At 31.8% G+C, this 25,746-nt stretch carries 24 protein-coding genes and 1 pseudogene; all 25 read left to right on the forward strand.

Features of this window, described 5'->3' with window-relative positions; genetic code table 11:
* Positions 1-266: 266 nt before the first annotated feature.
* The 25 genes and pseudogenes from BLV79_RS06155 (at position 267) to BLV79_RS06280 (ending at position 25,661) form a co-directional block, all read left to right on the forward strand.
* Positions 267-815, forward strand: a complete 549-nt coding sequence (locus BLV79_RS06155) for a GNAT family N-acetyltransferase (RefSeq protein ID WP_074717151.1) — start codon at positions 267-269, stop codon at positions 813-815.
* 17 nt (positions 816-832) lie between these two features.
* Positions 833-1,693: a Rossmann-fold NAD(P)-binding domain-containing protein gene (locus tag BLV79_RS06160; RefSeq protein WP_074717153.1), complete on the forward strand. Its 861-nt coding sequence runs from the start codon at positions 833-835 to the stop codon at positions 1,691-1,693.
* Between the two features lie 317 nt (positions 1,694-2,010).
* Entirely contained in the window at positions 2,011-3,201 is a 1,191-nt protein-coding gene (locus BLV79_RS06165) for an ATP-grasp domain-containing protein (protein ID WP_074717155.1), read from the forward strand.
* A gap of 4 nt (positions 3,202-3,205) precedes the next feature.
* Positions 3,206-4,387 (forward strand): Gfo/Idh/MocA family protein, encoded by a 1,182-nt coding sequence (locus BLV79_RS06170; protein WP_074717157.1) that lies wholly within the window; start codon positions 3,206-3,208, stop codon positions 4,385-4,387.
* A gap of 142 nt (positions 4,388-4,529) precedes the next feature.
* Positions 4,530-5,120, forward strand: a complete 591-nt coding sequence (locus BLV79_RS06175) for an HD domain-containing protein (protein WP_074717159.1) — start codon at positions 4,530-4,532, stop codon at positions 5,118-5,120.
* A 19-nt stretch (positions 5,121-5,139) separates the two neighbouring features.
* Positions 5,140-5,640: an HXXEE domain-containing protein gene (locus tag BLV79_RS06180; protein WP_074717161.1), complete on the forward strand. Its 501-nt coding sequence runs from the start codon at positions 5,140-5,142 to the stop codon at positions 5,638-5,640.
* A gap of 180 nt (positions 5,641-5,820) precedes the next feature.
* Positions 5,821-6,045, forward strand: coding sequence for a hypothetical protein (locus BLV79_RS06185; RefSeq protein ID WP_074717163.1), 225 nt, complete (start codon positions 5,821-5,823; stop codon positions 6,043-6,045).
* A 29-nt stretch (positions 6,046-6,074) separates the two neighbouring features.
* Positions 6,075-6,632: a hypothetical protein gene (locus BLV79_RS06190; protein ID WP_074717165.1), complete on the forward strand. Its 558-nt coding sequence runs from the start codon at positions 6,075-6,077 to the stop codon at positions 6,630-6,632.
* On the forward strand, positions 6,613-6,804 hold the full coding sequence (locus tag BLV79_RS12560) for a DUF1015 family protein (protein WP_074717167.1): 192 nt from the start codon (positions 6,613-6,615) through the stop codon (positions 6,802-6,804). The genes BLV79_RS06190 and BLV79_RS12560 overlap by 20 nt, the downstream gene beginning before the upstream one ends.
* Before the next feature lie 383 nt (positions 6,805-7,187).
* Positions 7,188-7,388 carry a PLDc N-terminal domain-containing protein gene (locus BLV79_RS06205; protein ID WP_074717169.1) on the forward strand — a complete coding sequence of 67 codons (201 nt, stop codon included), beginning with the start codon at positions 7,188-7,190 and terminating at the stop codon, positions 7,386-7,388.
* Between the two features lie 98 nt (positions 7,389-7,486).
* Positions 7,487-8,383 (forward strand): ABC transporter ATP-binding protein, encoded by an 897-nt coding sequence (locus tag BLV79_RS06210; RefSeq protein WP_074717171.1) that lies wholly within the window; start codon positions 7,487-7,489, stop codon positions 8,381-8,383.
* The gene (locus BLV79_RS06215; protein ID WP_074717173.1) at positions 8,380-9,153 is read left to right on the forward strand and encodes a hypothetical protein; all 774 of its coding nucleotides are present in this window, start codon (positions 8,380-8,382) and stop codon (positions 9,151-9,153) included. Before BLV79_RS06210 ends, BLV79_RS06215 begins: the two co-directional genes overlap by 4 nt.
* 166 nt (positions 9,154-9,319) lie before the next feature.
* Positions 9,320-10,105, forward strand: a pseudogene (locus BLV79_RS06220) (YeiH family protein); the annotation flags it as partial.
* 199 nt (positions 10,106-10,304) lie between these two features.
* Entirely contained in the window at positions 10,305-11,096 is a 792-nt protein-coding gene (locus BLV79_RS06225; RefSeq protein ID WP_074717175.1) for a class I SAM-dependent methyltransferase, read from the forward strand.
* 39 nt (positions 11,097-11,135) lie between these two features.
* The gene (locus BLV79_RS06230) at positions 11,136-12,494 is read left to right on the forward strand and encodes a DUF1015 domain-containing protein (RefSeq protein ID WP_074717177.1); all 1,359 of its coding nucleotides are present in this window, start codon (positions 11,136-11,138) and stop codon (positions 12,492-12,494) included.
* Positions 12,495-12,637: 143 nt separating this feature from the next.
* Positions 12,638-13,030, forward strand: coding sequence for a pyridoxamine 5'-phosphate oxidase family protein (locus BLV79_RS06235; RefSeq protein ID WP_074717178.1), 393 nt, complete (start codon positions 12,638-12,640; stop codon positions 13,028-13,030).
* The gene (locus BLV79_RS06240; RefSeq protein ID WP_074717180.1) at positions 13,024-13,536 is read left to right on the forward strand and encodes a hypothetical protein; all 513 of its coding nucleotides are present in this window, start codon (positions 13,024-13,026) and stop codon (positions 13,534-13,536) included. Before BLV79_RS06235 ends, BLV79_RS06240 begins: the two co-directional genes overlap by 7 nt.
* Positions 13,537-13,695: 159 nt before the next feature.
* Entirely contained in the window at positions 13,696-15,099 is a 1,404-nt protein-coding gene (locus BLV79_RS06245; RefSeq protein WP_074717182.1) for a Na+/H+ antiporter NhaC family protein, read from the forward strand.
* A 290-nt stretch (positions 15,100-15,389) separates the two neighbouring features.
* Entirely contained in the window at positions 15,390-15,599 is a 210-nt protein-coding gene (locus BLV79_RS06250; RefSeq protein ID WP_074717184.1) for a helix-turn-helix domain-containing protein, read from the forward strand.
* Between the two features lie 135 nt (positions 15,600-15,734).
* Positions 15,735-16,196, forward strand: coding sequence for a LytTR family DNA-binding domain-containing protein (locus BLV79_RS06255; RefSeq protein WP_074717186.1), 462 nt, complete (start codon positions 15,735-15,737; stop codon positions 16,194-16,196).
* Positions 16,193-16,936 (forward strand): LiaF transmembrane domain-containing protein, encoded by a 744-nt coding sequence (locus BLV79_RS06260; protein WP_200795876.1) that lies wholly within the window; start codon positions 16,193-16,195, stop codon positions 16,934-16,936. Before BLV79_RS06255 ends, BLV79_RS06260 begins: the two co-directional genes overlap by 4 nt.
* Positions 16,937-17,307: 371 nt before the next feature.
* Complete coding sequence (locus BLV79_RS06265) at positions 17,308-18,669, forward strand: sodium-dependent transporter (protein WP_074717188.1); 1,362 nt, start codon at positions 17,308-17,310, stop codon at positions 18,667-18,669.
* Between the two features lie 362 nt (positions 18,670-19,031).
* Positions 19,032-20,129: an MFS transporter gene (locus BLV79_RS06270; protein WP_074717190.1), complete on the forward strand. Its 1,098-nt coding sequence runs from the start codon at positions 19,032-19,034 to the stop codon at positions 20,127-20,129.
* A 123-nt stretch (positions 20,130-20,252) separates the two neighbouring features.
* Positions 20,253-20,795: a BUD32 family EKC/KEOPS complex subunit gene (locus BLV79_RS06275; RefSeq protein WP_242871445.1), complete on the forward strand. Its 543-nt coding sequence runs from the start codon at positions 20,253-20,255 to the stop codon at positions 20,793-20,795.
* Between the two features lie 129 nt (positions 20,796-20,924).
* Entirely contained in the window at positions 20,925-25,661 is a 4,737-nt protein-coding gene (locus BLV79_RS06280) for an AAA domain-containing protein (protein ID WP_143470222.1), read from the forward strand.
* The last annotated feature ends 85 nt before the right edge of the window (positions 25,662-25,746 follow it).

A 25,746-nucleotide genomic window follows, 5' to 3' on the forward strand; every position in this document is an offset into this window, starting at 1 on the left:
AACAGCATTCTTTGATTGTATATCGATGCTCCATTATGTGTACAAATAGCAGATATTTATCTTAATAGGGCTGTAGGATACTACCTTTCATAGCAGGGGATATATGTGATTCCTAATACTAAGATGGGGTGACGAACGTACATACACAGATGCATTGTTTGAAGAAGTGCCTCAAATTCGGGGCTTGAGAGTTAATTTGTAAACGTTGAATTGTAATACAGAGGACAGTTATGAATTTGTTATTGATGAGGAGGGAAAAATCAAAAATGAGATTTGGGCCTAAGGAGATAATAGATAAAAATGGGCGAAAGGTAATTCTTAGAAATGCTGAAGTTGAGGATGCTGAAGCTCTTATAGAGTACCTAAAAGTTACGACAGGAGAAACACCTTTTTTGATACGTGAACCTGACGAGGTGACATTATCTTTGGAGCAGGAACAAAATTTTATTAAAGATAAAATAGATGCAACTAGAGAATTGATGCTGATTGCTACGATAGATGGTAATCATATAGGTAATTGTTCACTGATGGCTATCGCACCATATAAGCGGTATGCACACAGGTGTGATGTGGCAATAGCATTGTACCAAGAATATTGTGGATGTGGCATAGGAAAAATTATGTTGCAGACAGTGTTAAAGGTTGCAAAGAATGTCGGATATGAACAGGCTGAACTTGAAGTTATTTCAGATAATTATAAAGCAATTTCTCTTTATAAAAAAATGGGGTTTAAGAAGTGTGGACATTTCCCGGATAATATGAAATATGCGGATGGTAAATATGCAGATGCGGACTGGATGATGAAAAAATTATAAGGAAGCAGGAGGGAACAATGGCTAAAATACTAGTAGTTGGGGGAACCAGATTTTTTGGTATTCCAATGGTGAATGCATTAATAGAGGCTGGACACGATGTGACGATTGCAACGCGTGGAAACGCAGAAATTTTATTTGTTGATAAAGTAAGACATATAATAGTAGACCGAAATAATCCGGAGCAGGTCAAAGAAAAGCTTGGAGGAATATATTTTGATTGCATTATTGATAAGGTAGCATATTCTTCAAATGATGTGAAACATCTTATGGATTACGTTTCTTGTGGAAGATATATATTGATGTCATCCTGTTCTGTGTATACAAAGTTTCATTCGAATATCTATGAAAATGAATTTGATCCGTTTTCTTACGAGCTCAAATGGATGGATAGAATAGCTGATTATGATGAAGGAAAAAGGCAGGCAGAATGCGCAGCGGCTCAGATATATAGCAGAATGCCTTTAACATTTGTAAGATATCCAGTGGTTATGGGACCGAATGATTATACAGGAAGGCTAAAATTTTATGTGGATCATATTCGTAAGGAAATCCCAATGTTTATCGATGATTTAAACCAGCGACTTAGTTTCATACATGAGGATGAGGCGGGAAGATTTATTAGTCATCTTGTAGCTTATAGCGTAGATGGGGCTGTTAATGGTTCTTCCAAGGGAAGTATATCTATTTCGGAATTAATCAGTATGATAGAAAATTTGACTGGAAAAAAGGCAATTTTTTCAGAAAACGGAGATGCAGCTCCATATAATGGTTACATGGATGATATGACTTTAAACACGGATTTGGCAGATAAGACAGGTTTTGATTTCAGCAATATAAATAGTTGGATAGAGGATCTTATAGAGTATCATGTTAACTAGAGTATTATACAGTGCCTCTGATATTGAAAAGCGATTGAAAGAAGACAATTAACTTTCGGTTGCAAAAAGTTATAAAAAGCAAAAAATAAGGATGTTAAACATAAGCAAAAGGAAAACACCTAGATGTCTAAATAGCATATCATCTGTATCAAGTTAATTCCCTATAAATGTAAATATAAAAGAACACGATAATATACTTATGAGAATAAGTATAGATGCAAGAACATAAGAAAAGTACAAAAGATTTTTTATTACAATAGTGTTTATGAAAAAATTAAAAGGAACTTGAAGAATTATAAAAAAAATAGAATGAGGTGATGAATGTGACTCAAACAGCTCTTCTCCTCTGCGCTACTCACAATGACTTAGGTCTAATCCGTGCCCTGAAAAAGCTTGGCTATTACATCATAGCAACAGGTACAAAGATAGATCCATTAGGACATAATTGGGTTGATGAGTGGATCTTAGCGGATTATTCGGATAAAGAGAAAATCTTAAGTATTGCAAAAGAAAAAAATATAGATGTCATTTGCCAATGCTGTAATGATTTTGGAATTTATACGGCATCATATGTGGCTGAAAAAATAGGATTACCAGGATATGATCCATATGAAACAATTCTGACTCTCCACAATAAGGATAAGTTTAAGGCATTTGCAAAAGAATATGATATAGTAACGCCTGAGGCACTGTATTTTACATCTGAAGAGGAAGCTATGAGAGTCATTCCGCAGATGAAATTACCTATCATTGTGAAGCCAGTGGATGCCAGTGCAGGTAATGGCATTGGAAAGGTTGAGGATGCGGAGGATATAGAGGGAGCAGTGCGGCATGCATTTGAGAATTCAAGAGCTTCAAGGATAGTAGCAGAGCCTTATATTACAGGAAAACAATATGGTTTCTGTACATTTTTGCTGAACAAGAAAGTTGTAGCTGTTGCGTCAAATAACGAATATTCTTTCGAAAATCCTTACAGGGTGGAAGTTGATACCTGGCCAGCAGACAAATTTGAAGAGTGCAAAGATACTCTAATAAGTCAGATAGAAAAGATGGCAGAGATACTTAATCTTAATGATGGTATTTTCCATCTTCAGTATATTTATGCAGATGGAAAGCCATGGATCATAGAAGTGATGCGAAGAGTTCTTGGAAATATGTACTCTGTGCTATCTAACCCTTTGAACGGTTTTGATTGGGATTATTGGGAGACGAGAGCAAAGTGCGGATTAGATTGTTCAGGATTTCCGGTGAATATGGAGCAAAAAGGGTTTTATGCGTATAAGACTGTTCTTGCACAGGAGAATGGAATAATAGAAACGATTAAAGTTCCAGATGAATACCGAAACTTTATTTTTGATGAGTATTGGGTAAAGAAAACAGGAGACGAGATTATTAATTGTCTGAATGAACCTATTGGATTTTTGTTTATGATGTTTCGCAATAGGGCGGAGATGGAAGACGTTTTAATTACAAATTACAGATGTGATCTAGTTACTATGAAGGGGTGATTAAATGAATGATAAAGGTGAAGTTTGTCTTGGTGTTGCAGGTGCAGGACGTGCGACAGAATTGCATATGAATGCATTGAAGCGTTTTGGAGGAGTACCTGTGTGCTATAAGCATATCATAGCACGGCGGTTTGAACAGGTACAGGTTATGAAAGACAGGTACGGCTTCATCAATTCATCGTTGAATTTTGATGATTTGTTGAATGATCCGGAAATAGATGTAATCGATATCTGTACGCCACCGTATGTTCATGAAATTATGATAGAGCGCGCTTTAAAAGCTGGGAAGCATGTAATCTGTGAGAAACCTTTAAGTGGATACTTTGGATCGGAGGGTGACGAAGAACCGATTGGAACGAAGGTTTTAAAGGCTTTGATGTATGAGAGGGTACTGGAGAATCTGGAACGTTTAAGACAGACAGTGGAAACATCGGACAAGATGTTTATGTATGCGGAAAATTTTGTCTATGCGCCTGCTATAGTAAAGGCAGCTGAGATTATTAAAAAAAAGAAAAGCAAGATTCTTTTTGCCAAGGGAGAGGAAAGTCTTAAAGGTTCTAGCTCTCCCGTTGCAGGAGAATGGAGCAAAACTGGAGGAGGAACTTTTATACGAACAGGTGCGCATCCTCTGACAGCAATCCTGTGGCTGAAGTCTGTAGAAGCACAGACTCGCGGAGAAAAAATCAAGGTTGTGAGTGTCTATGCAGATATGGAAACGATAACAAATCAGCTTACTGATTATGAGCACAGGCATATTGCGGCAAGACCTCATGATGTGGAGGATTTTGGTGCTGTTATACTGACATTCTCAGATAAAACCAAAGCAATGATTATGGCTACAGATACGCTTCTTGGTGGTAGCAAAAATTATGTGGAACTTTATTGCAACGATGCAGCCATAAACTGTAAGCTCACTATGGCGAATTTCATGGAAACCTATTTCCTTGATGAAGACAGGTTAGATGATGTTTATATCTCCGAGATGCTTCCACAAAAGACAGGATGGAATTGTCCTTTTCTTGAGGATGAAATCATCAGGGGATATACAGATGAGATGCGTGATTTCATAGAATCCATTTATTATCACAGAATGCCGAAGTCTGGATTTAATCTAGCATATGATACAGTGAAAGTAATATATGCAGCATATAAATCTGCGGAGCTTAAAATGCCTGTAGAGCTGTAAGGGAGGACTTGAACAGAATATAAGCAAAAGAATCCGGTTGTTTATGTCGGGTTCTTTTTTTGTTGTTCACGCTGTTCCCAAGCGATTGTATTCTTATTTTATAAATGCTACAATTGAGCTATATTTAAAAGGAGGAAAGAAAATGATTACAAGGGATGAAGCATTTACACTTTTAAAGAAATATAACAAGGAGTTTTTTCATATACAGCATGCGCTTACTGTTGAAGCTGTAATGAAATGGTATGCAAAAGAATTGGGATATGGAGATAATGAGGAATACTGGGGCATAGTTGGACTCCTTCATGATATTGATTTTGAATTGTATCCTGATGAGCATTGCTTGATAGCACCTAAACTTCTTAAAGAAGGCGGAGTCAGTGATGATATCATCCATGCTGTATGTTCGCATGGTTATGGGATAACAGTCGGTTGTGGAACAACAATCGATGTGGAACCAATTCATGAGATGGAAAAGGTACTTTTTGCTGTAGATGAGCTTACTGGTTTAATTGGGGCGGCAGCGCTAATGAGACCATCAAAGAGCACAAAGGATATGCCGCTAAAATCTCTCAAGAAGAAATATAAGAGCAAAGGTTTTGCTGCAGGCTGCAGCAGGGAAGTAATCGAGAGAGGTGCAAAACAGTTAGGATGGGAACTCGACAAATTGCTGGAAATGACACTTCAGGCTATGGCGGAAACAGAAGATACCATTAATGATTATGAAAATAGTTAGAATAAGAGGAGATGAGTAAGTGAGAGAGTTTATATTATTATTACCAATCATATTTATATTTCACGACATGGAAGAAATAGTGGGATTCGAATACTTTTTTTATAAAAATCAGGATATATTTATGAAGTATCCGAAGATAACAAAGGTTTATAAAAATTTTAAAACGGCTGGGTTTGCGTTAGCAGTATATGAGGAATTTATTCCATTTTTTGGTATCAGTCTGTTGGCATATTTCTTTCCACATAAAACATTGTATGTTTTGTGGTATGCTTTAATGATTTCCCTAACAGTGCATTTTGTTATTCACATAGGTCAAAGTATATATATTAGAAAATATATCCCATCATTGATAACAAGTATCATTTGTTTGCCAATGAGTATGGCGATATTAATAAAGTGTGCAGATTATATTACGTTCGATTTTAAGACGTCATTGCTAATTTTACTAGGCATTGTTTTTATGTTATTAAATTTAAAAATAGCACATATGATAATGAATAGATTTAATAGATATATCTAAAGTATTGTCGAAGAAATTAAAAAAATATATAAAAACTAGTACTAGATAATAAGAGGAGAAAATGTATGTTTATAAGAAGTGCAAATCCTTATATTGACTTTATTTTCTGTGATAAATAAAATATATTGTAAGAGAATAAATATATATGCATTATTTTATAGCTACGGAAGGTGTAAAGTTATGAAAAATGATGATGATTTTTTTTGGGATATGTTCCTTTTTTCGCTGATAAAACGTGATAATAAGAAAAATGTAAATAAAAACAACAACATAGCTGAAAACGATACAGATGAAAGCTTTACAAACGAAAGCGACATAAACAATAAGATGAATAAGCAGAGAAAAAAAAGCAATAAAAAGAAAAATAAAAAAAGAAGTAAGAAAAAGAAACATATTAGAAAATAAAATGAATTGCTTTCAAGAGGAGGTAATTAATGGTTGATATTGAAAAATTTGTAAAGAAGAATTTTCCCAAAGTTCAAAAACTAGGATTAAATATCGAAAGTAGTGAAAAAGAAGCCGAGCAAGGTATGAAGGGATATCCACCAAGAATGATAGAAAACTTTGACGAGGATGAATTAGTTTCGTATTTGCTTTTTGGTATTAAATGTTCAGATGTGTTTGCTACCGATTTTGAAGGAGTAGAGTACGAGGAATTCTTAGAATGGTGTATGAATATTTCTGATGGTGAGCTTGATTTTTCAGAAGTCACTTTTGATGTTGATAAGAAAGTTTGGGAAAAAGGAGAAGGAACAGCCGAAGTTTCATTTAAATTTAATGGAGAAAAATATGACTATACTGCGCAAGTATATTATGATTGGTTTGACCAAAAATTTATTAGTTTTTTAAATGAAATCTTTGAAAAAAGAGGAATGGCTAAAAGATTAATAATCTTTGGCGATCCAAACGGAGCTTTTTTTACATATAAGACGCCAGATTTTTGTCAAAGATTAAAAGAGGAGTTTCCGATGCTTGAGGCAGACGTCTTATAGAAAAATAAAACCTTTTAAAGCAATTAGATCTAATGAACATGAAGTGAAAAACATCGCTGATTTACCTTATGATGCATATAACAGAGAAGAGGCATATGAGTATGTTCAGCAGCATCCTCATTCATTTTTGGTAGTGGACAGACCAGATCCTTTCAAATTCTGCAAATGCTAAAAGTATTGTTCTTATGAGTTTTCCTGTAGGAGTATCATCCATAAGTCCCATATTTAATACATGTACTTTAATTTTTTTGTTTAATTAAGATAAACAATCAAGAAGTTTATTTAAGTTCTGGGGATAAAATCCCGGTAGGAGCAAAATGTTACAGTGAATTTTTAAAAAATATAATTGATAGTGATGGTTTCGTTACATAAAGATAGTTTTGTTACATAATGGTTGAATAAAATTATATAAATATATATAATTGTAATTAAGAAAAGTAATCTTTCAAAATTTTTATGCCTTTTGAAGACTACATTGCTCAAAGAATGGATAATAGTTGTAGTTTGCATATTGAAGCTACACATCAGAAATTTAGAAGGAGAGGTTAATCAGATATGATAGCAAAAGACATTTTACCACTTTTAGCACCAATAGTTATAGTTCAATTTTTATTATTAGGATATAGCATAGTGCATATACTTAGACATGATCACTACAAAATGGGAAACAGAGCTTTATGGCTAATAGTTTGCATTTTAGGAATGAATTTCATAGGGCCTATTTTGTATCTGTTATTAGGAAGAGAAGATGCCTAATTAAAAAATGTAATAAGTGAAAAAATGCTGTAGAAACAAGAAAAATTAACAAATACAAGCTTAAATAATGAATAATTATTGTAACAGGAGGACAAGTTATGGATATTCTTAATGTCTCTCACGTTGCCAAAAAATTTGGAGCTAAAGAAGTATTATCAGACGTCAATTTTGCTGTTCCAGAAAAATGTATTTTTGGACTTGTCGGCAGAAATGGAGCAGGTAAAACAACCCTGATGAAATCAATTTTAGGGTTGTTGCCGTTTGATAAAGGAAAAATTACGGTGTGCGGAAGAGAAGTAAGTTATAAGAAAAAAACATTAGGGGATATAGGATATCTTCCTGATGTTCCAGAATTTTATGGATATATGACAGCTTATGAATATTTGAGTTTGTGCGGAAAAGTAGCAGGAATGAGTCACAAAGAAATAGATATACGCTCAGAAGAACTTTTAGAACTTGTAGGGCTGAAAAATGAAAAAAGTCATATAAAAGGTTTTTCACGAGGTATGAAACAAAGACTTGGAGTCGCTCAGGCAATCTATTGCAAGCCTAAACTCGTAATATTTGATGAACCAACCTCGGCATTAGATCCTGTGGGAAGAAAAGAAGTACTAGATATAATATCAGAAGTAGGAAAAAAATCAGCTGTAATTTTTTCGACACATATCTTAAAAGATGTAGAAAGAATTTGTGACAGAGTGGCATTCCTTGAACAAGGTAATATTGCCTTGGCGGGAACGATAGAAGAAATAAAAAAAGTTGGGCATCGTTCACAGTTAGAAGTTACATTGGAGAATAATGATGATATATCTAGAATTTTAGCAGCTTTTCCAGAAAGTATAGGGAAAGGCAATAAAATTATTTTTAATAATACGACAGAAACTTATGCGCAAACAGTATTGGAATTTATTGTAAAAAATAAAATCAGTATCATTAAATATGAGGTTTCGGAACCTACACTGGAATCTCTATTTATGGAGGTGGTGGAAAAATGAAAGATTTTTTAACTTTTTTACATAAAGAAATAATTGAATTGATTAGAACAGGAAAAGGCCTAATTTTATTGGGCGTTTTTGTTCTTTTGGGAATGATGAACCCTTTTATTGCAAAGATTACACCGTATATTATGAAAAAAATGTCTAAGTCACTTTCGGAAGCTGGAATAATAACAAAGATGACAAAAGTGACAGCATTAGATTCATGGGTTCAATTTTATAAAAATCTTCCTGTAGCTCTTATAATAGTGGTGATTGCAATGTCTAGTTTATTTGCGCATGAATATGAAAAGGGAACTCTTATACCTTTTGTCACAAAAGGAGTATCTAAATTAAGTATTTTTATGGCAAAGGAAATAATAGCCTTTTTAACATGGACAATAGGGTATTGGACATGTTGGTTAGTAACTTATTTTTATAATGAGTATTATTGGAATAATTCGTCGGTTACAGATTTAATGTTGCCAGCAGTTTGTTGGTTCATATTTGGATTGTGGGTTATTTGCATAGAAATGATGTGTCTTGCAACGACATCATCTTCGAATGTAGGACTAATCGTACTAATCGTGTTCGTTGTTGTAATTTATTTTTGTGGAACTTTCGAAAAAATAAAAGATTATGTTCCAACCTATCTTACAGGTGGTGTGTCTTACGTAAATGGTCAAAAACAGCTAAGCGATATGAATCATGTTTTTGTAGTGTCCGGAATATCAGCGATGTTATTTATGATAGCAGGAGTGGAAATATTTAAAAATAAGCGCTTGCCATAGTTTTGTTAGAGATAGAGTGGAAATATTTATAGATTTTATAGAATAAAAATTATCCCAAAATAATTTTAGATTGTTATGTTGTAAATATAACTGTATATTTTGTTTGATTTTTGTTATAATTTTTTCTTGAAAAAAGATTATGGAAAAAAATATGAAATTTATAAAGAAAAATTCGATAGGAATATTAGTATGTTTTTTAATAGCGTTACCGTCATTGATTCTTGCGTTTTTACTTCGTAAGGTAATGAAAATACCTAAAAATACTTCAACGCTTATTGGAGTAGGGTCATCAATATGAGGAGGATCGGCAATAGCTGCGACTGCGCCGGTGATAGATGCAGATGATGACGATGTTGCTCAGGCAATTTCGGTTATTTTTTTATTTAATGTTTTGGCAGCTCTATTGTTTCCAACATTTGGAAAGATTTTAGGATTTAGTATCAGTTCTGGAAAGAGCTTTGGAATTTTTGCGGGAACAGCCATAAATGATACTTCCTCTGTTACAGCAGCAGCTTCAACCTGGGATAGTATGTGGAATCTTGGAACACAGACTCTTGATAAGGCTGTAACGGTGAAATTGACAAGAACACTTGCAATTATACCTATTACACTCGTGTTGGCTTTCTTTAGAGCTAAAGAAGCCAAAAAAGAAGGTAGTAATGCAAATGGTTTTAGTCTTAAAAGAGCATTTCCAATGTTTATAGTATATTTTATTATTGCATCAATAATTACTACTATATCTTTAAATTATGGAGCGTCTCCAGAAGTGTTTGCTCCGCTTAAAGAATTAAGTAAGTTTTTTATCGTAATGGCTATGGCAGCAATTGGATTAAACAGCAATGTGATAAAACTCATTAAATCAGGCGGAAAGCCAGTATTACTTGGGGGAGGCTGTTGGATAGGAATAACTATTGTAAGTCTCATAATGCAGAAGGTCATGGGAATATGGTAAAGTATAAAGAAAGTGCGGCATTGTGTCGCACTTTTTGATTATCAGTGATTTTTTTGTGGATAAAGTTAATATGAGTCTAAAAATTTATTTAAAGCCCTTTTTTTTGATTATTTTATAAGGTAAAATAATAAGTGTCTAAAAATAAAATTAACCTAAAATGGAATGTTACATTTGTTAAAGGGGCGGAATTATAAAAAAGATGAAGCATGTTGTTGAAAGTTATGAGAATTATAAAGAAGAGGAGCGTCTAACTACAAATAATGCTCGAAGAATTGAGTTTTTAACGACGACCAAAGTTTTTGAAGAAATCATCCCTCCCAAAAGCAAGATTTTGGATTGTGCGGCGGGCACAGGTGTGTATGCGTTTTGGCTGTCTGATAAAGGGCATGAAGTGACAGCGACAGATATAACTCCACGCCATGTCGATATAATAAAAAACATTATTCAGGAGAAAAACTATAAAATGAAAACGGCAGTTTTAGATGCAACAGATATGTCGTGTTTTGAAGACGAAACATTCGATGTTGTTCTAAATATGGGACCATTTTATCACTTGATTAAAGAAAGTCAAAGAGAAAAATGTTTGAGAGAATGCCTGAGGGTTAAAAAAAAAGGCGGTCTTTTGTTAACGGCTTATATTCCAAGATTTTATGTGTTTCAATGTGTTGCTATTAGTGATTCAAATTATTTGGATTCAGGGCTAGCAAAGCAGATAGTTGAAACAGGCGTGCTCAAGCATGACGATGATAAGTGTTTTTGGACGGATACGTATTATTCTTCAAAAAATGAAATGGAAAAAATATATAAAGAACATAATTTAGAGGTAGTAGATCATTTTGCTCAAGATGGGATAGCACCACTTTTAGCAGAAAAAGTCGATAGTTGGGACGAAAAACAATATGCAACATGGTGTGATTATCATTATAGTGTTTGTAGAGAAGAATCTGTTTTAGGTGCAAGTAACCATGTTATTATAGTTGGAAAAAAATAAAAATCACAGAGAAGTTTAATTTGATAAGAGGAGAGTGCCATGGCAAAAATAAAACCTTTTAAAGCAATTAGACCCAATGAACATGAAGTAAGGAATATTGCAGCATTACCTTACGATACGTATAACAGAGAAGAAGCATATGAGTATGTTCAGCAGCATCCTCATTCATTTTTGGTAGTGGACAGACCAGAAACATTATTCGGACGAAATATGGATATGTATTCAAGCGATGTTTATCATGCTGCAAAAAAGAAATTAGAAGAGTGGATTAATGAACAAAGATTAATTCAAGAAGAGACAGAATGTTATTATATTTATGAACTTACAATAGGAAATCGCATTCAGACAGGTATAATTTGTTGTGTGTCTGCTGATGATTTTGAAAACGGTACTGTAAAAAAACATGAAAAAACAAGAGAAAACAAAGAAAAAGACAGAGTGTGCCATATTATGACATGTGGTTCGCAAACAGGACTTATTTTTCTTGCATGCAAACATAACGACCAAATTCGTGAGATTATAAATAATAAAAAACAATATGAAAAAATATATGATTTTGCTTCAGAAGATAACGTAAGGCACAGATGTTGGAGAATAAGTAAAAAAGATGATATTGCTTTTTTGACGGAATCATTGAAAAAAATAGATAAGCTATATATTGCGGATGGTCATCATCGTGCAGCAAGTGCGGTGAAAGTCGCAAAATTATACGAAAATCAAAACAATAAGAATCGAAAAATACAAGATTACGATAAAGAAAATAAACAATTAAATGCTGAAAATAGTGAAAATGAAAGAGAAGCATCCTATGTCATGTCTGCAATTTTTATGGAAGAAGAACTAAAAATATATGATTATAACAGAGTTATAAAAGATCTAAATGGTTATAGCAAAAAAGAATTCTTTAAGCAGATTGAGAAACGAGTGGAAATATTAGAGGAAAGTATGGACGAGATTCATCCGAGAAGAAAAGGCGAATTTGTAATGCGTCTTGGAAATGAATGGATATTATGTAGATTTTTAGGGGAGGAAAGAACAAGCACAAATGAGAATAGAAGAATAAATGAGAAAGAAAGAATAAATGAAAACTCAGCTACAAATGTAGTGGAAAGTCTTGATGTTTCAAGACTACAAAATGAAATTCTAGAACCAATATTAGGAATAAAAGATCCAAGAACAGATAAAAGAATTGAATTTGTGGGTGGAATAAGAGGCTATGAAGAGTTAAGGAGACGGTGTGATAAATATGACGCGGTAGCATTTGCAATGTTTCCAACTAGTATAGAGGAAATGATGAATGTAGCAGACGCGGGATTATTAATGCCACCTAAGAGCACATGGTTTGAACCAAAGTTGAGAAGCGGAATATTTATTCATAAGATAGATGAAAGCATATGATATAGGCGCCCTTTCCTAGTACATCATTCAAATATTTGTGTCCCAAAAATGTGCTTAAAAAATTTGTATAATTTTTTTGAGGGGCTTAATTTATATTGTGTAAGAGTGATATAATAGTAAAAAAAACAAATTGGAGGATTGTTATGCAAAGAGTAGAAAAATTTTTAAAAGAAGCAGAAACTTATTATTTAGCAACTGTAGAAGGTGATCAGCCAAGAGTTAGACCATTTGGAACTGTTAATATTTTTGAAGGAAAACTTTATATTCAAACAGGAAAAAGCAAAGATGTTTCAAAACAGATTCACAAGAATCCGAAGGTAGAGATATGTGCTTTTAAAGGAGGAGAATGGTTAAGAGTCGCAGGTGAATTAGAATCAGATGACAGATATGAAGCAAAAAAATCAATGTTAGATGCATATCCATCGCTTCAAAAAATGTATTCAGCAGATGATGAAAACACAGAAGTTTTATATTTTAGGAATGCCGTTGCAACATTTTACTCGTTTGCAAATGCACCGGAGGTTGTGAAATGGTAAAATATGTTTTGATTGGCTTGTCTATTTTTTACTTAATAAAAACTAGGATAGGAATACAGAAGCTAAAAAAATACATTCATTTGTTTGTATTTGGAGCATCTTTGTTTATGCTTATTATAGGATGTGTAAATATGCAGGGGGCGAGAATGGGTAAAAATGATATTGAGTGCCCAGGCTATGTTACGAACATAAAGAGTGATTACCGATATGCTGCAAATATTTTTCGAAAATCATATAGTTATACTGTACATTATACATTTAAAGATGGCAAAGAGTATACCCATAAATTAACAGGACAGGTTGATAAGCCAGATAAGAATTTAAAGAAAGTATGGGTAAGTCCTGATCAAAAAGTTGTAGGGACAGATTCTTACAAAAGTAGATTAAAAAATTCTTATTATAATTTTGCAATTGCGTTGGTATTATTTATTATTTCAATTCCTCTTAGAATACGTTTTAAGAAGAAATATCCAAAATCTACTAAGGATGGCTTAACTTTAGTTTAAGACATTTTTACGCTATCAATGCAAATTTTCAAGTTGAGAAATATGTGAGATTTTGATAAAATAGATGATGCGCTTTTGCGTTAGTTTGAGTAGCGTTTTAATATAAAATATCACTATATGATCAAATAAAACGCATATTTTTTAAGGAGAGATAGCTTGATGGATTGTAAAATTAAGAAAAAAGCTAATCTGTGGGCATTATTGCCGATTGTTGTTTTTTTAGTATTATATTTAGGAAATGGTATTTATTTTGAGTATATAAATCCGATAAAAGGCCAGATGGGATTTTATGTCGTTTCCGTAGTTTTGGCTTTTAGTGTTGCATTAGCTGTGGCATTTGCCAAAAATAAAAAATACACATTTGAAGAAAAAATTCATATTTGTGCATTAGGTATAGCAGATGATAATATTGTGACGATGCTTTTTATTTTTATTTTAGCAGGTGCTTTTAGTGGAATTGCTTCGGGAGCAGGTGGTGCAACGAGTACTGCAAACATGTTGTTAAATATAATACCTCACAATTTTGAAGTGCCAGGATTGTTTTTGATAGCGTGTTTGATATCTATGGCGATGGGAACTAGTGTAGGTTCAATAACAGTGTTAGTTCCGATTGCAGTTGGAATTGCATCTAACGGATCGTTATCACTTCCATTATGTGTAGGTGCAGTTGTAGGTGGATCTATGTTTGGAGATAATTTGTCATTCATATCAGATACTACAATTGCTGCAACAAAGACACAGGGCGTTGCCATGAAGGATAAATTTAGAACAAATATAAAAATATCTTTACCAGCAGCAGTTATTACGTTTATTATTTTAGTTGCGTATTCTTTGATGAATAAAAGCAGTTTAATAGGTACATTCAATTTCAATATCTGGCAGGCATTACCATATTTTGTAGTTTTGTTGTTATCTGTTGTTGGAATGAATGTATTTTTGGTTCTAAGTATTGGAATAGTTTTATTTGGATTTATAGGCGTTTTGACAGGAAAATTAAGTTATGTTACATCTTTGTCATCAATTGGAAACGGAATTTCAGGAATGTTTGAGACGATGATAGTAACGATATTAGTGGCGTCGGTGACTGCTTTGATTCGAAATAATGGAGGATTTCAGGCTATACTTGAATTGATAAAAAAAAGAGCAAAATCTAAAACAGGTGGTATGTTCGGTATCACTTTTTTGACAGCATTTATGGATATAGCGACAGCAAATAATACAGTTGCTATTGTAGTAGCCGCACCAATCGCCAAAGAAATAGGTGATGAATATGGAGTAGAATCATCTAAGGTCGCTTCTTTATTAGACGTAAGCTCATGTATTATGCAGGGAATTATACCATATGGAGCGCAGCTTTTGGTTGCATCAAGCATTTCTAAAGTTTCAAGTTTTAGATTTGTACCATATTTAATATATCCATTTGTATTAGCTTTTTTTGTAATGATTTCAATTATTACTGATGGAAAAAAAGAACAGAATTATATAACAAATGTAGATAAAACAAGTTTGCTAAAAGCAAGTTTAAATGATACAAAGGTTAATAAAACAAGCATAACTGAATAGTATTTAACAGAAATAATAATAAAATACGTATTTTATTTTAAATAAGACTTTGTACTTTTGTTAGACAAAGTCTTATTTTTTTTAATATTTAGTACAGGCTTTTTCCCATATTCTACAGGATACGAAAATCAAAAATTACTTTCTAAGATTAAAAATTTATCGTAATACAATAAATTGATGTTGACATGCAATAAAAAGAAAAATATAATAAAAAAAAGTGTGTAATAAAAAGAAACAAGGTAATGTAAAAAAGTAAGCAAAAATTAAAAACGAATAAAATGGAGGAACCAATGGAAAGTAATATTATTTTTAATATTGATGTTATGCTTGCAAAACGTAAAATGTCAGTTACAGAACTTTCTGAAAAAGTTGGAATTACTATTGCAAATGTGTCAATTTTAAAAAATGGAAAAGCAAAGGCAATAAAAGTTAGCACACTTGCAAAATTATGTGAAGCACTAGATTGCCAACCAGGTGATTTACTTGAGTATAAAAAGTAAACACCAAAATAAAACACCAAAATAAAACATCAAAATTAAAAATATACCTCTTATCTCGTATAATTAACCTCTTATCCCAAAGTGTTGATTCCTAAATATAAGTATGTTTTACTATACTTACAAGGAGGATAAAAAGTGAAAATCAATATTGAGGTGAATGAATCCTTGGAGGAGGACTACATAACAATTCACTGTAAAGAGTTGACGGATGAGATAATAGAACTTCAAAAGAGTTTAGTTAACAAATCAACAAGATCTCTTCACATTTCAGCTTTTCAAGATGATGTGGAACATTTTTTGGAATTACGTACAATTATTTTTATGGAAGCTGATGGAAATTATATTTTAATTCATACTCCAAAGGGGATTTATAAGACAAGACAAAAACTTTATGAATTGGCAGAACTTCTTCCGCGCGATTTTTTTAGAATATCAAAGTCGACTATTGTTAATACGTCAAAAATTGTAGCAATTAAGAAAAATATCACGGGAGCAAGTGAAATATCTTTTGCCAATACTAATAAAAAAGCTTTTGCATCAAGGAAATACATTAAAGCATTAATTGAGATAATGGAGGAAAAGAGGTTAAAGAGATGAAAAATATTAGAAGAAAACAGATTTTATCAGGTTTAGCACTTATTATTTTAGCAGTTGCATTATTTGTTGATAAACTTGCAATTTTTACACATATTCCAATTTTAAAAATAGGAATGCTTTTGGCTTTTATTTGCATTATGTTAGTGGTAAATATTCATAAGCACAGTATCGTTTTAATAATGTTGGCTATAGGCCTTATGGCTACGAATTTTTCAAAAGAATTGGGAATTGAAAAGATTGCACCAACATATATCATTTTTAGTGCATTGTTGATTGGAGTAGGTTTATCTTTGATTTTTGGGAAAAAAACAAAAAAACTTGCATTTGACGGTTTTGATAAAGTAGATAAATGTAAAGAGTTCTACAAAAATTGTGGAGCAAATTCTGTGGAATATGAAGATGCAGAAGGAAATTTTTCAATCAAAAATACATTTGGTGAAAGAACAGAGTATGTTTCAGTTAAGAATCTAAAAAATGGAAAAATTGAAAATGCGATGGGAAGTTTAACTGTATATTTAACTAGCTCAACAATTGATTCAAATGGAGGTATTATGGAGTTAAATAATGGACTAGGTAAGTTAAGTGTTTACATTCCAAGTGATCTTAGAGTAATAATAAATGCTGATAATGGTTTTGGCTCTGTGAAAACTCATGGTAAATCTTCGATGGATGGTTCTAAACCTGTTTTAAATTTAAAAATAGAAAATGGTTTCGGCTCAACGGATATTTATTTCGAATAGTAGTCAGAAAAATTAGTGTAACAGATGTAAAAGGTGGAAAAATTTTTTTTTTACAGCAAAACGATAGTTCGATAGATAAGGATGATTCAGAAAGTAAAGACAAGAATAATGTAAATCAAGATGAAGATAACAAAAATGATTTAGATTTAGATTATGATGATGAAGACGATGGTAATGGTTGATAAATTATTCTATTGAGAAAATGTTTTGACCCTTTAAATTGTTGATGTAAAAAAGTCGATTTTATGATATATTAATATGTGGGCTTTTTATGAGGATTAATATGAGAGTTAATATTAAAGATTACGATTAATATTATGACTATTATAAAGCCTATTAGTATTATTTAATTGATAGGAGATTTTTTTTACATGAAGAGAGAATCATTAGGGAGTCGACTAGGGTTTATTTTATTGTCGGCTGGATGCGCTATTGGAATTGGAAATGTGTGGCGCTTCCCTTATATGGTAGGAAAAAATGGTGGAGGATTTTTCGTACTAACTTATGTTTTTTTCTTGGTTGCTTTAGGTGTGCCAATTATGACAATGGAATATGCAATGGGACGTTCTAGCAAGGTAAGTATTCTACCAGCACTTAAAAAATTAGAGCCCAAGGGAACTAAATGGCATATTCATGGATATTTTGCAATGTTCGGAAATTATATTATTTTAATGTTTTATTCAGTTGTTTCGGGATGGATGTTAAGATATTTTGTTTTAACGGTAACAGGTAAATTTGAGGGTAAAAACACAATAGGAATTATGTCAATTTATTCTCAAATGATGTCATCGCCAAAAGTTCTAATAGAGTATATGGTTTTCACAATGGTGATTACGGTTGTTGTTGCTTCAGCAGGACTTCAGGCCGGCGTTGAAAAAATAACAAAAGTTATGATGCTTGCGTTGATAGTTATTATGCTGGGACTTGGTGTGTATGCTTTAACACTTCCAAATGCTTCAAAAGGTGTTTCATTTTATTTAATGCCAAATGTTGAACACATAAAAAAGGCAGGAGTTGGAAATGTTTTATATGCGGCACTTAATCAAAGTTTCTTTACACTAAGTCTTGGAATTGGTAGCATGGAAATCTTTGGTAGTTACATCAATAAGGAAAGAAGTCTTGTAGGTGAAGCTTTACTAGTTGCTGGACTTGATACATTTGTTGCAATTGTTGCTGGACTTATTACAATACCTGCTTGCTTTTCTTTTGGAGTAGAGCCAGGTCAAGGTCCAAGTTTGATTTTCCTTACACTTCCAAATGTGTTTATGTCGTTAAAAGGAGGAAGAATTATAGGAAGCTTCTTTTTCCTATTTATGTATTTTGCGGCATTATCTACAATGATTGGTGTTTTTGAAAATGATGTAAGTTTTTCAATTGATAATCTTGGATTTAGCCGAAAAAAAGCAGCAATTATTGCAGGAGTTATCATTACAATCGGATCGATTCCATGTGCTTTGGGATTTAATGTATTGAATTTTATTCATCCACTTAAAGCTAACAATACAATTATGGATCTTGAAGATTTTATTGTTAGTAACCTTTTACTTCCTATAGGATCATTGCTAACATGTGTTTTCTGTACATGGAAATTTGGATGGGGCTTTGATAAATATATAGAAGAAGTTAATATTGGTAAAGGTATTAAATTGAGTAGGGCATTTAAGCTTTACTTTAAATATATAATTCCATTGATAATGTTATTTTTAATTATTTATGGAATCATTTCATACTAATTTTGATATATTGATTTTGATGGAATAATTGTGATACAATAACTATAATGTATTAATATTGTACATTAATTATATGGCAAATTTAGATTTTTAAAGAAAGGAGCGCACGTATGAGTTGGAAAACATCGAACATACATCTCATGAAAGGTAACTATTTTGCTGATCATGGGGATGGTGCGCTCTTTTTTATACTTCAAGATATTTAATGATAAGTTTAACAATAACACTTTTAATATAATAATAAAAGATTGTTATAAAAACTTGATTTGAAGTTTGATTCGAAGATTGATTTAAAGAATAATTTGAGTGCTACTATCTCCTTATTTTGACCAACAAAAAGTTAAATTAAGGAGATTTTTTTTATGAACAAATTAGAAAATAACAGATTAAAAAATAACATTAAAAAATTGTTACTTATAGATAGTGTTGGAAATATAATGATTGCGAATGCCTCATGGGTAGCATTATTGGCTGTAAGAGGATTTTCGATGGTCGAAATTGGATTTGCAGAATGCATTTTTCATATTGCAAGTATGATTTTTGAAATTCCATCAGGAGCAATTGCGGATGTTTTTGGAAGAAAAAAAGTTATAGTAGCAAGTAGGATAGCTATTGTATTACATTCATTAATGATGATTACTGTTAATTCATTTAGTTTGCTTGCAGTTGCAATGGTTGTTGCTGCACTTAGTTACAATTTGGCTTCAGGAACAAGGGAAGCACTTGCGTATGACAGTTTAAAACAGTCAAATATGGAAGAAAAGTATGATAAATTTGCTGCAAATGATTTGACAGTATATAGTTTTACAAGTTCACTTTCAACGTTACTTGCAGGTGTTGCTATCTATTTAGGATATGCATTAGCATATATGATTGATATTGTGATTGGGATAATTTCAGTTGTAATTGCGTTTTCTTTGCAAGAAGTTGAAACAGATTTACAAAAGGAAACCAAGATAAAACAACGATTTGTTACAGTTGCTAAGGAAAGTATTAGATTTATTAAAGAAAATAAAAAAATGCGAGTAATAATTTTGGTAAATAATGTTATAGGAGCAGTTTCGGTGTTAATCCTATTTTTCCTTCAAGCCAAGTTACCAAAAATGGGGTTAAATAATATGATCCTTGGACCAACTTTATTTGGAATGGGACTAGGGTCTACAATAGGTGCTAAAGCCAGTGAAGTTTTCAAAAAGAATAATTATAGAAAATCTGTAGTGTTTTCTGCTATTTGTACTATGATAGCTTTTTCGACAGTGTTTATTCCAAATATAATTGTTGTAGTTCTAGGTGGATTTATCGGAGCATTTGCAGACAATTATTTAGAAGTACTTACAGATATTAAATTGAATAATATGATTGAATCAGATCAAAGAGCAACACTGATTTCAATTAATTCATTTGTTTTTTCAATAATAATGATTGTATTATCACCAATTTTCGGAACTATTTTTTCGTAAAAATAAATTTAGCATTGTATGTTTTTTTTAAAAGAATTATAATCATTACAAGAGGGTTATGTTTGATAAAAAAGAAACGGAGAATAAATAATTTTGTTTTGACAAAAGATAAGGAGTGAAAAAGTGAAAACGTATATTGATGTTAATGGGAAAACATACAGAAATATCAGACTGATAGGACACGGAAAAGGTGGATATTCTTATTTAGTTGATACTATGAACAAATATTATGTTTTGAAACAGATTCATCATGAACCATGCGACTATTATCAGTTCGGAAATAAAATAGAGGCAGAATTGGATGCTTATCAAAAATTAAATGAGATAGGCATCCGTATGCCAAAGCTTCTTGATGTGGATGTTTCTAATGAGATAATAATAAAAGAATATATTGCAGGAGATACTATCTATACGAGAGTAAAAAATGGAGAATCAGTTGAAAAATATATTCCTCAGGTTGAAGAAATGGCAGCAATTGCTAAAAAAGCAAATCTGAATATTGATTATTTTCCTACAAATTTTGTTGTCTACGATGAGTTATTGTATTACATTGATTATGAATGCAATGAATATATGGAAGAGTGGAATTTTTCAAATTGGGGAATGAAATACTGGTCAAGAAGTTTAGAGTTTTTAAAATATGTGGAAGAGCATGAGGTAATCTAGAGAAAATTTAAAAGTTTGTATTCATTTTTTGCTAGTTCGTACGAAAATATCACATAAATGGTATCATAAATAAGCATTTAAATGATATAATGGAAAGGATGCCTATGACATCAATGGCAATAAAGAGGCTTGAAAGGACTAGTAAGAATGGATATAAATAAGTTAGATAAATGGGCTAATTTACTGTTAGATACAGGGAAGAAAAATAATTTGATTAATTTTCGAGATACTAAGACATCAACTGTTGATATTGTTTCGCCTGGTGCAGATGAAATAATTAAGAGGAATAATGCCCATAAGCATTTTAAACTTGTAGATGCAGAAAAAATAGATGTGACTAAATCAGAGGTAAGGGAATCATTATGGAGAAGATCAGATTCTAAGAATCAGATATTACTTTCTAAGTCTAATGAGAATCCAATTAATATAATCAAAAATATTGATAAAAAATCAAAAGAAAATATTGAAGAGACAGGGGTTAATGTTTCATATTTAGCAATCGGCTTTGTAGATTACAAAGAAGGATTGGCCCCTGTTTTATTGGTGCCTGTCTTGTTTAAATATGAGATTGAAAAAGATATATGGTATGCCAATATTTCAGAAGATATAGTAGTTAATCCTACATTTAATTTTAAAATTGAGCAGGAAAACAATCTTGTTTTTCCAGATTATGAGGATGAAGGAATCGACAAATACCTTGATAAGGTCGAGAAAATTGTTGCTCCACTTGAGTGGAAGATTCAAAGAAGTTGTAAGATTGGTATTTTTTCGTTTTTAAAAATGAATATGTATAAGGACATAACAGAGCATAAAGACCTTATATTAAAGAATGATTCTATCAAAAAGATGCTTGGTGAAAAAGACGATTCAGTCATAGAGTCTGTAAAAAATGGAGATTATCATCTAGATAATCCATTGCTTGAATTACATAATGTAGTAGATGCTGACTCGAGTCAAATTGAGGCCATAGAGATGGCAAAGGCGGGACTTAGTTTTGTTTTACAAGGACCACCGGGAACAGGCAAAAGTCAAACTATTACGAACATAATTGCAGAGTGTATTTATGATGATAAAAAAGTACTTTTTGTATCAGAAAAACAAGCTGCGTTAAATGTTGTATATAATAAATTAAAAAGAGCTGGATTAGAGGATTTTTGTTTAGAATTGCACAGTCATAAGGCAAATAAAAAAGACATGATTGCAGAACTTTGCAGAACTTTAAAATCTGATACCTCACATGTGTCGAACCAAGCAGATAGAGTTATTCTTTCAAAAGAGAACAGCCAAAAAGAATTAGATGAGTATGTTTATAATTTGCACGTCAAACAGGATGTAATAAATAAATCTTTATATGAATGTTTTGATGCTTATTTGGCGTATAAAAATGTACCTACTATTAATTTTCATGTAGATGAAATTAATAAAAAAGATAACAAATTTTTGTTGAAAACTTCTAACGTTATAAGAAAATATGTAGATTATGCACAAAATATCGGTTATAACTATAAAGACTGTGTATGGTATGGTTATTCATGTAATGATACTTCTTATCAGATGAGAGAACAAATCAGAAATGTTATGACACGAATTTTAGAGCAGTCTGTTGATATCACTAAGATGCAAAATGTTTTAAAAGAGAGATATGCAATTGCAGCTAATTGTTTTGAAAACTTTGCAATGTGGCGTAATTTCTTTAGATTAGTATCAAGAAGTAGGATTCTTACACCAGCATTTTTTAAGCATTCAACCTGCAAATATTTGTTAGAGAATATTGATCAAATGCAAAAATTGGCAAGTGAAATAACAAAACTAAAAGATGCTATTACAAGAGAATATTATAAAGATATTTTTGAAATCGACTATGAAGAAACTTATAAAAAACTAACTCGTGAATATAATTCATTTTTGAGTAGAACTATGAGTGCTGACTATAAGAAAATAGTCAAAATGTTGAAAATTAATAGTCGAAGTGGGAAAAAACCAAGTTATATTGAATGTTTGTCGATAATTGAAGATTTGGTCAAATACAATGTTAAAATTGACAAATTTAATGAACTTGAAGAAAAAGTAAAAGATTCTCTTGGAGTAGAATATGTTGGAATAGACTCTGACTGGGATGAAATAACTAGAGATATCAGCGAGTTAAAGATGATTTTCATGTCAGGTGCATACTTGAATAAGTTAGAAAATATGTCGGGAGAGGAATATGAGAAAAATAGAGTTGAATTCTCAATTATGTCACGCGACCTTTCTAACATCCTTGAAAAAAATAGAAAATATATAGAACTATTGAAAAATAGTTTTGAGGATGAAATTTTTGATGTTACTCGACAAGATTTTACTATTGTAAAAGTTAAACTAAACGCATGCTTAGAAGAATTTGAGCAGATTGATAATTGGTGTGGATTTAGTAAAGTTTTAGAGCAAATTAAAAAATATGATTTATTAAGATTTATAGATTATGCCATTACTACTAAGATTAAATTATATGAATTAGTAGATGTCTATGAAAAGAATTTTTATAGACAGTGGATTGACTACATTCAGTCATCGATGCCTGTTATATCAAGTTTTAAACAATCAACACGAGAAAAATATGTTGAACAATTTTGGGCAAGTGATGTTATGCAATTTGATGTTAATAAGTCAAAAATTAAATCAAAACTTTCCAAAAAACGTCCTTCAATAGACTTGATTTCATCAGATAGTTTAGCTTCTGTTATTTTGAACGAAGAAGAAAAAAAGAGTAAACAAAAGAGTATTAGACAACTTTTAGAGGAAACTAGAGAATTAGTACAGGACATTAAACCGTGCTTTTTGATGTCACCTCTTAGTGTAAGTACGTTTTTGACTGCAAAAGATATAGAATTTGATGTAGTAATTTTTGATGAAGCTTCCCAAATTTTTCCGCAAGATGCCTTAGGTGCAATCTATAGAGGAAAACAGCTTATTGTTGTGGGAGATTCAAAACAAATGCCACCAAGTAATTTCTTTAATAATACGATTAGTTCGCCAAATGGGAATGTGTCAGTTGTTACTAAAGAAGAGATGGAGTCAAAAAATACAGGAGCCCAAAGTACAGGAATTCCAAAAGATGGAACAAAAAATTCGAATGAAGTAGCTCAAAGTGAATTAGGGAATGGCTCTAAGAAGAATTCAAAAACAGAATTGTTAGATATGAGTGACTATGAATCTGTTCTTGAAATGTGTGTTAACATTTTGCCACAAATCAGATTAAGATGGCATTATAGAAGCAAATTTGAGCAGCTAATTGCTTTTTCCAACCAGAATTTTTATGAGCAGGAACTTATAACGTTTCCGTCTGCAGTCATAAAGAAAGAAGATATAGGTGTAGATTATTGCAAAGTTGATGGAGTGTATAATCACAAGACTAGAACGAATGAAGTTGAAGCCCAAAAGGTTATAGACTTGATTTTTGAAAACTTAAATAAATATCCGCAAAGAAGTATTGGAGTTGTAGCGTTTAATAAGTCACAGCAAGAGTTGATTGAAAATATGCTTCATGACAGAAGAAAAGCTAATCCTAATATGGAGAAATTTTTCTCAGAGGATTTAATTGAACCAATTTTTGTAAAAAATTTGGAGACAGTTCAAGGCGATGAGAGAGATACGATTATTTTTAGTATTGCATATTCGAAAGATGAAAACGGAAAACTAAAAAATAATTTTGGACCGCTTAATAAAGAAGGCGGCGAGAGACGATTAAATGTTGCTATAACTCGTGCAAAATGTAACTTGAAAATCGTTACTTCTATTGAGGCGGATGATTTTGATTTGGAAAATTCAAATTCTAACGGAGTTAAATTTTTAAGAGATTATTTGAAGTATGCACAAAATAGTGGAAATCAACTTGAAACAGAATCTATGAATCAAAATGAAGATTCTGAACTTGTTGTAGAAATATGTGATTTCCTAAGAGAAAATGGATTTATGGCAGAAACAAAGATTGGTTTTTCAAATTACCAGATTGATATAGGTGTTAAAGACCCAAATACTCTAGATTATGTTCTTGCTATAGAATGTGATGGACGAACTTATAACTCATTTAAAAATACAAGAGATAGAGAGCGTTTAAGACAGCAGGTTCTTGAAAATATGGGCTGGAAATACTGTAGAGTTTGGTCGGCTGAATGGTATAAAAATAAGGAAAATGAAAAAGAAAGATTATTGGATATGGTTTCATATGCTTTGGGTTACCAAAATGCAGACTTTAATCTTGATAAAATGCAGATTGAATCAATGAATGAAATTAAGGAGACACCTATAGAAGCTAATCCGTATGCTGACAAAGAAAATTATAATTACATTAGTAATTTTGGTTTTCCTAAATATGAATTAGCTGATACGGTTTCATTGAAAAGACAACATCTCTTGAAACACCTTTCAATCCAGGAGATTTTAGTTGAAATTTTAAAGATTGAGGCACCATTGTCGGAAGTTTGGATTTTAGAGAGAATAAGTTGGTTCTACGATAGTGATACTGTTGATGAAGCTTTATACAATAAATTTGAATCAGATATGGAAAACTGCGCAGATAATGGAATTATTCGAATGAATGGGTTCCTCTATCTTAAAGAACAAAATAATATTACTATGCGTGTGCCTTCAAATATTGAAACAAAGAGAGAAATCTGGCAGATTTGTCGCGAAGAAATAACAGCAGGTATTCTTACCGTTGTCGATAGAAATATGTCTGTTGATAAAAAATGGATGTATAATTATTTGGCTCATGAATTAGGTTACAAAGAATTAAATGATGTTATAGTTGAACGCTTTGATGAATCATTAGATTTGCTTAGTTGTTTGATTAATATTGATGGAGATACATTATCAATTAAGCGTTAAGATTGTAAAAATAATAGATTTTAGTGATAAAGTTGATAGAATAAAGAAAAATGTCATAGGATTTAAAATTTTTGTAAAATCCTAT

The sequence above is a fragment of the Lachnobacterium bovis DSM 14045 genome, assembly GCF_900107245.1.
Taxonomy (GTDB): Bacteria; Bacillota; Clostridia; order Lachnospirales; family Lachnospiraceae; genus Roseburia; species Roseburia bovis.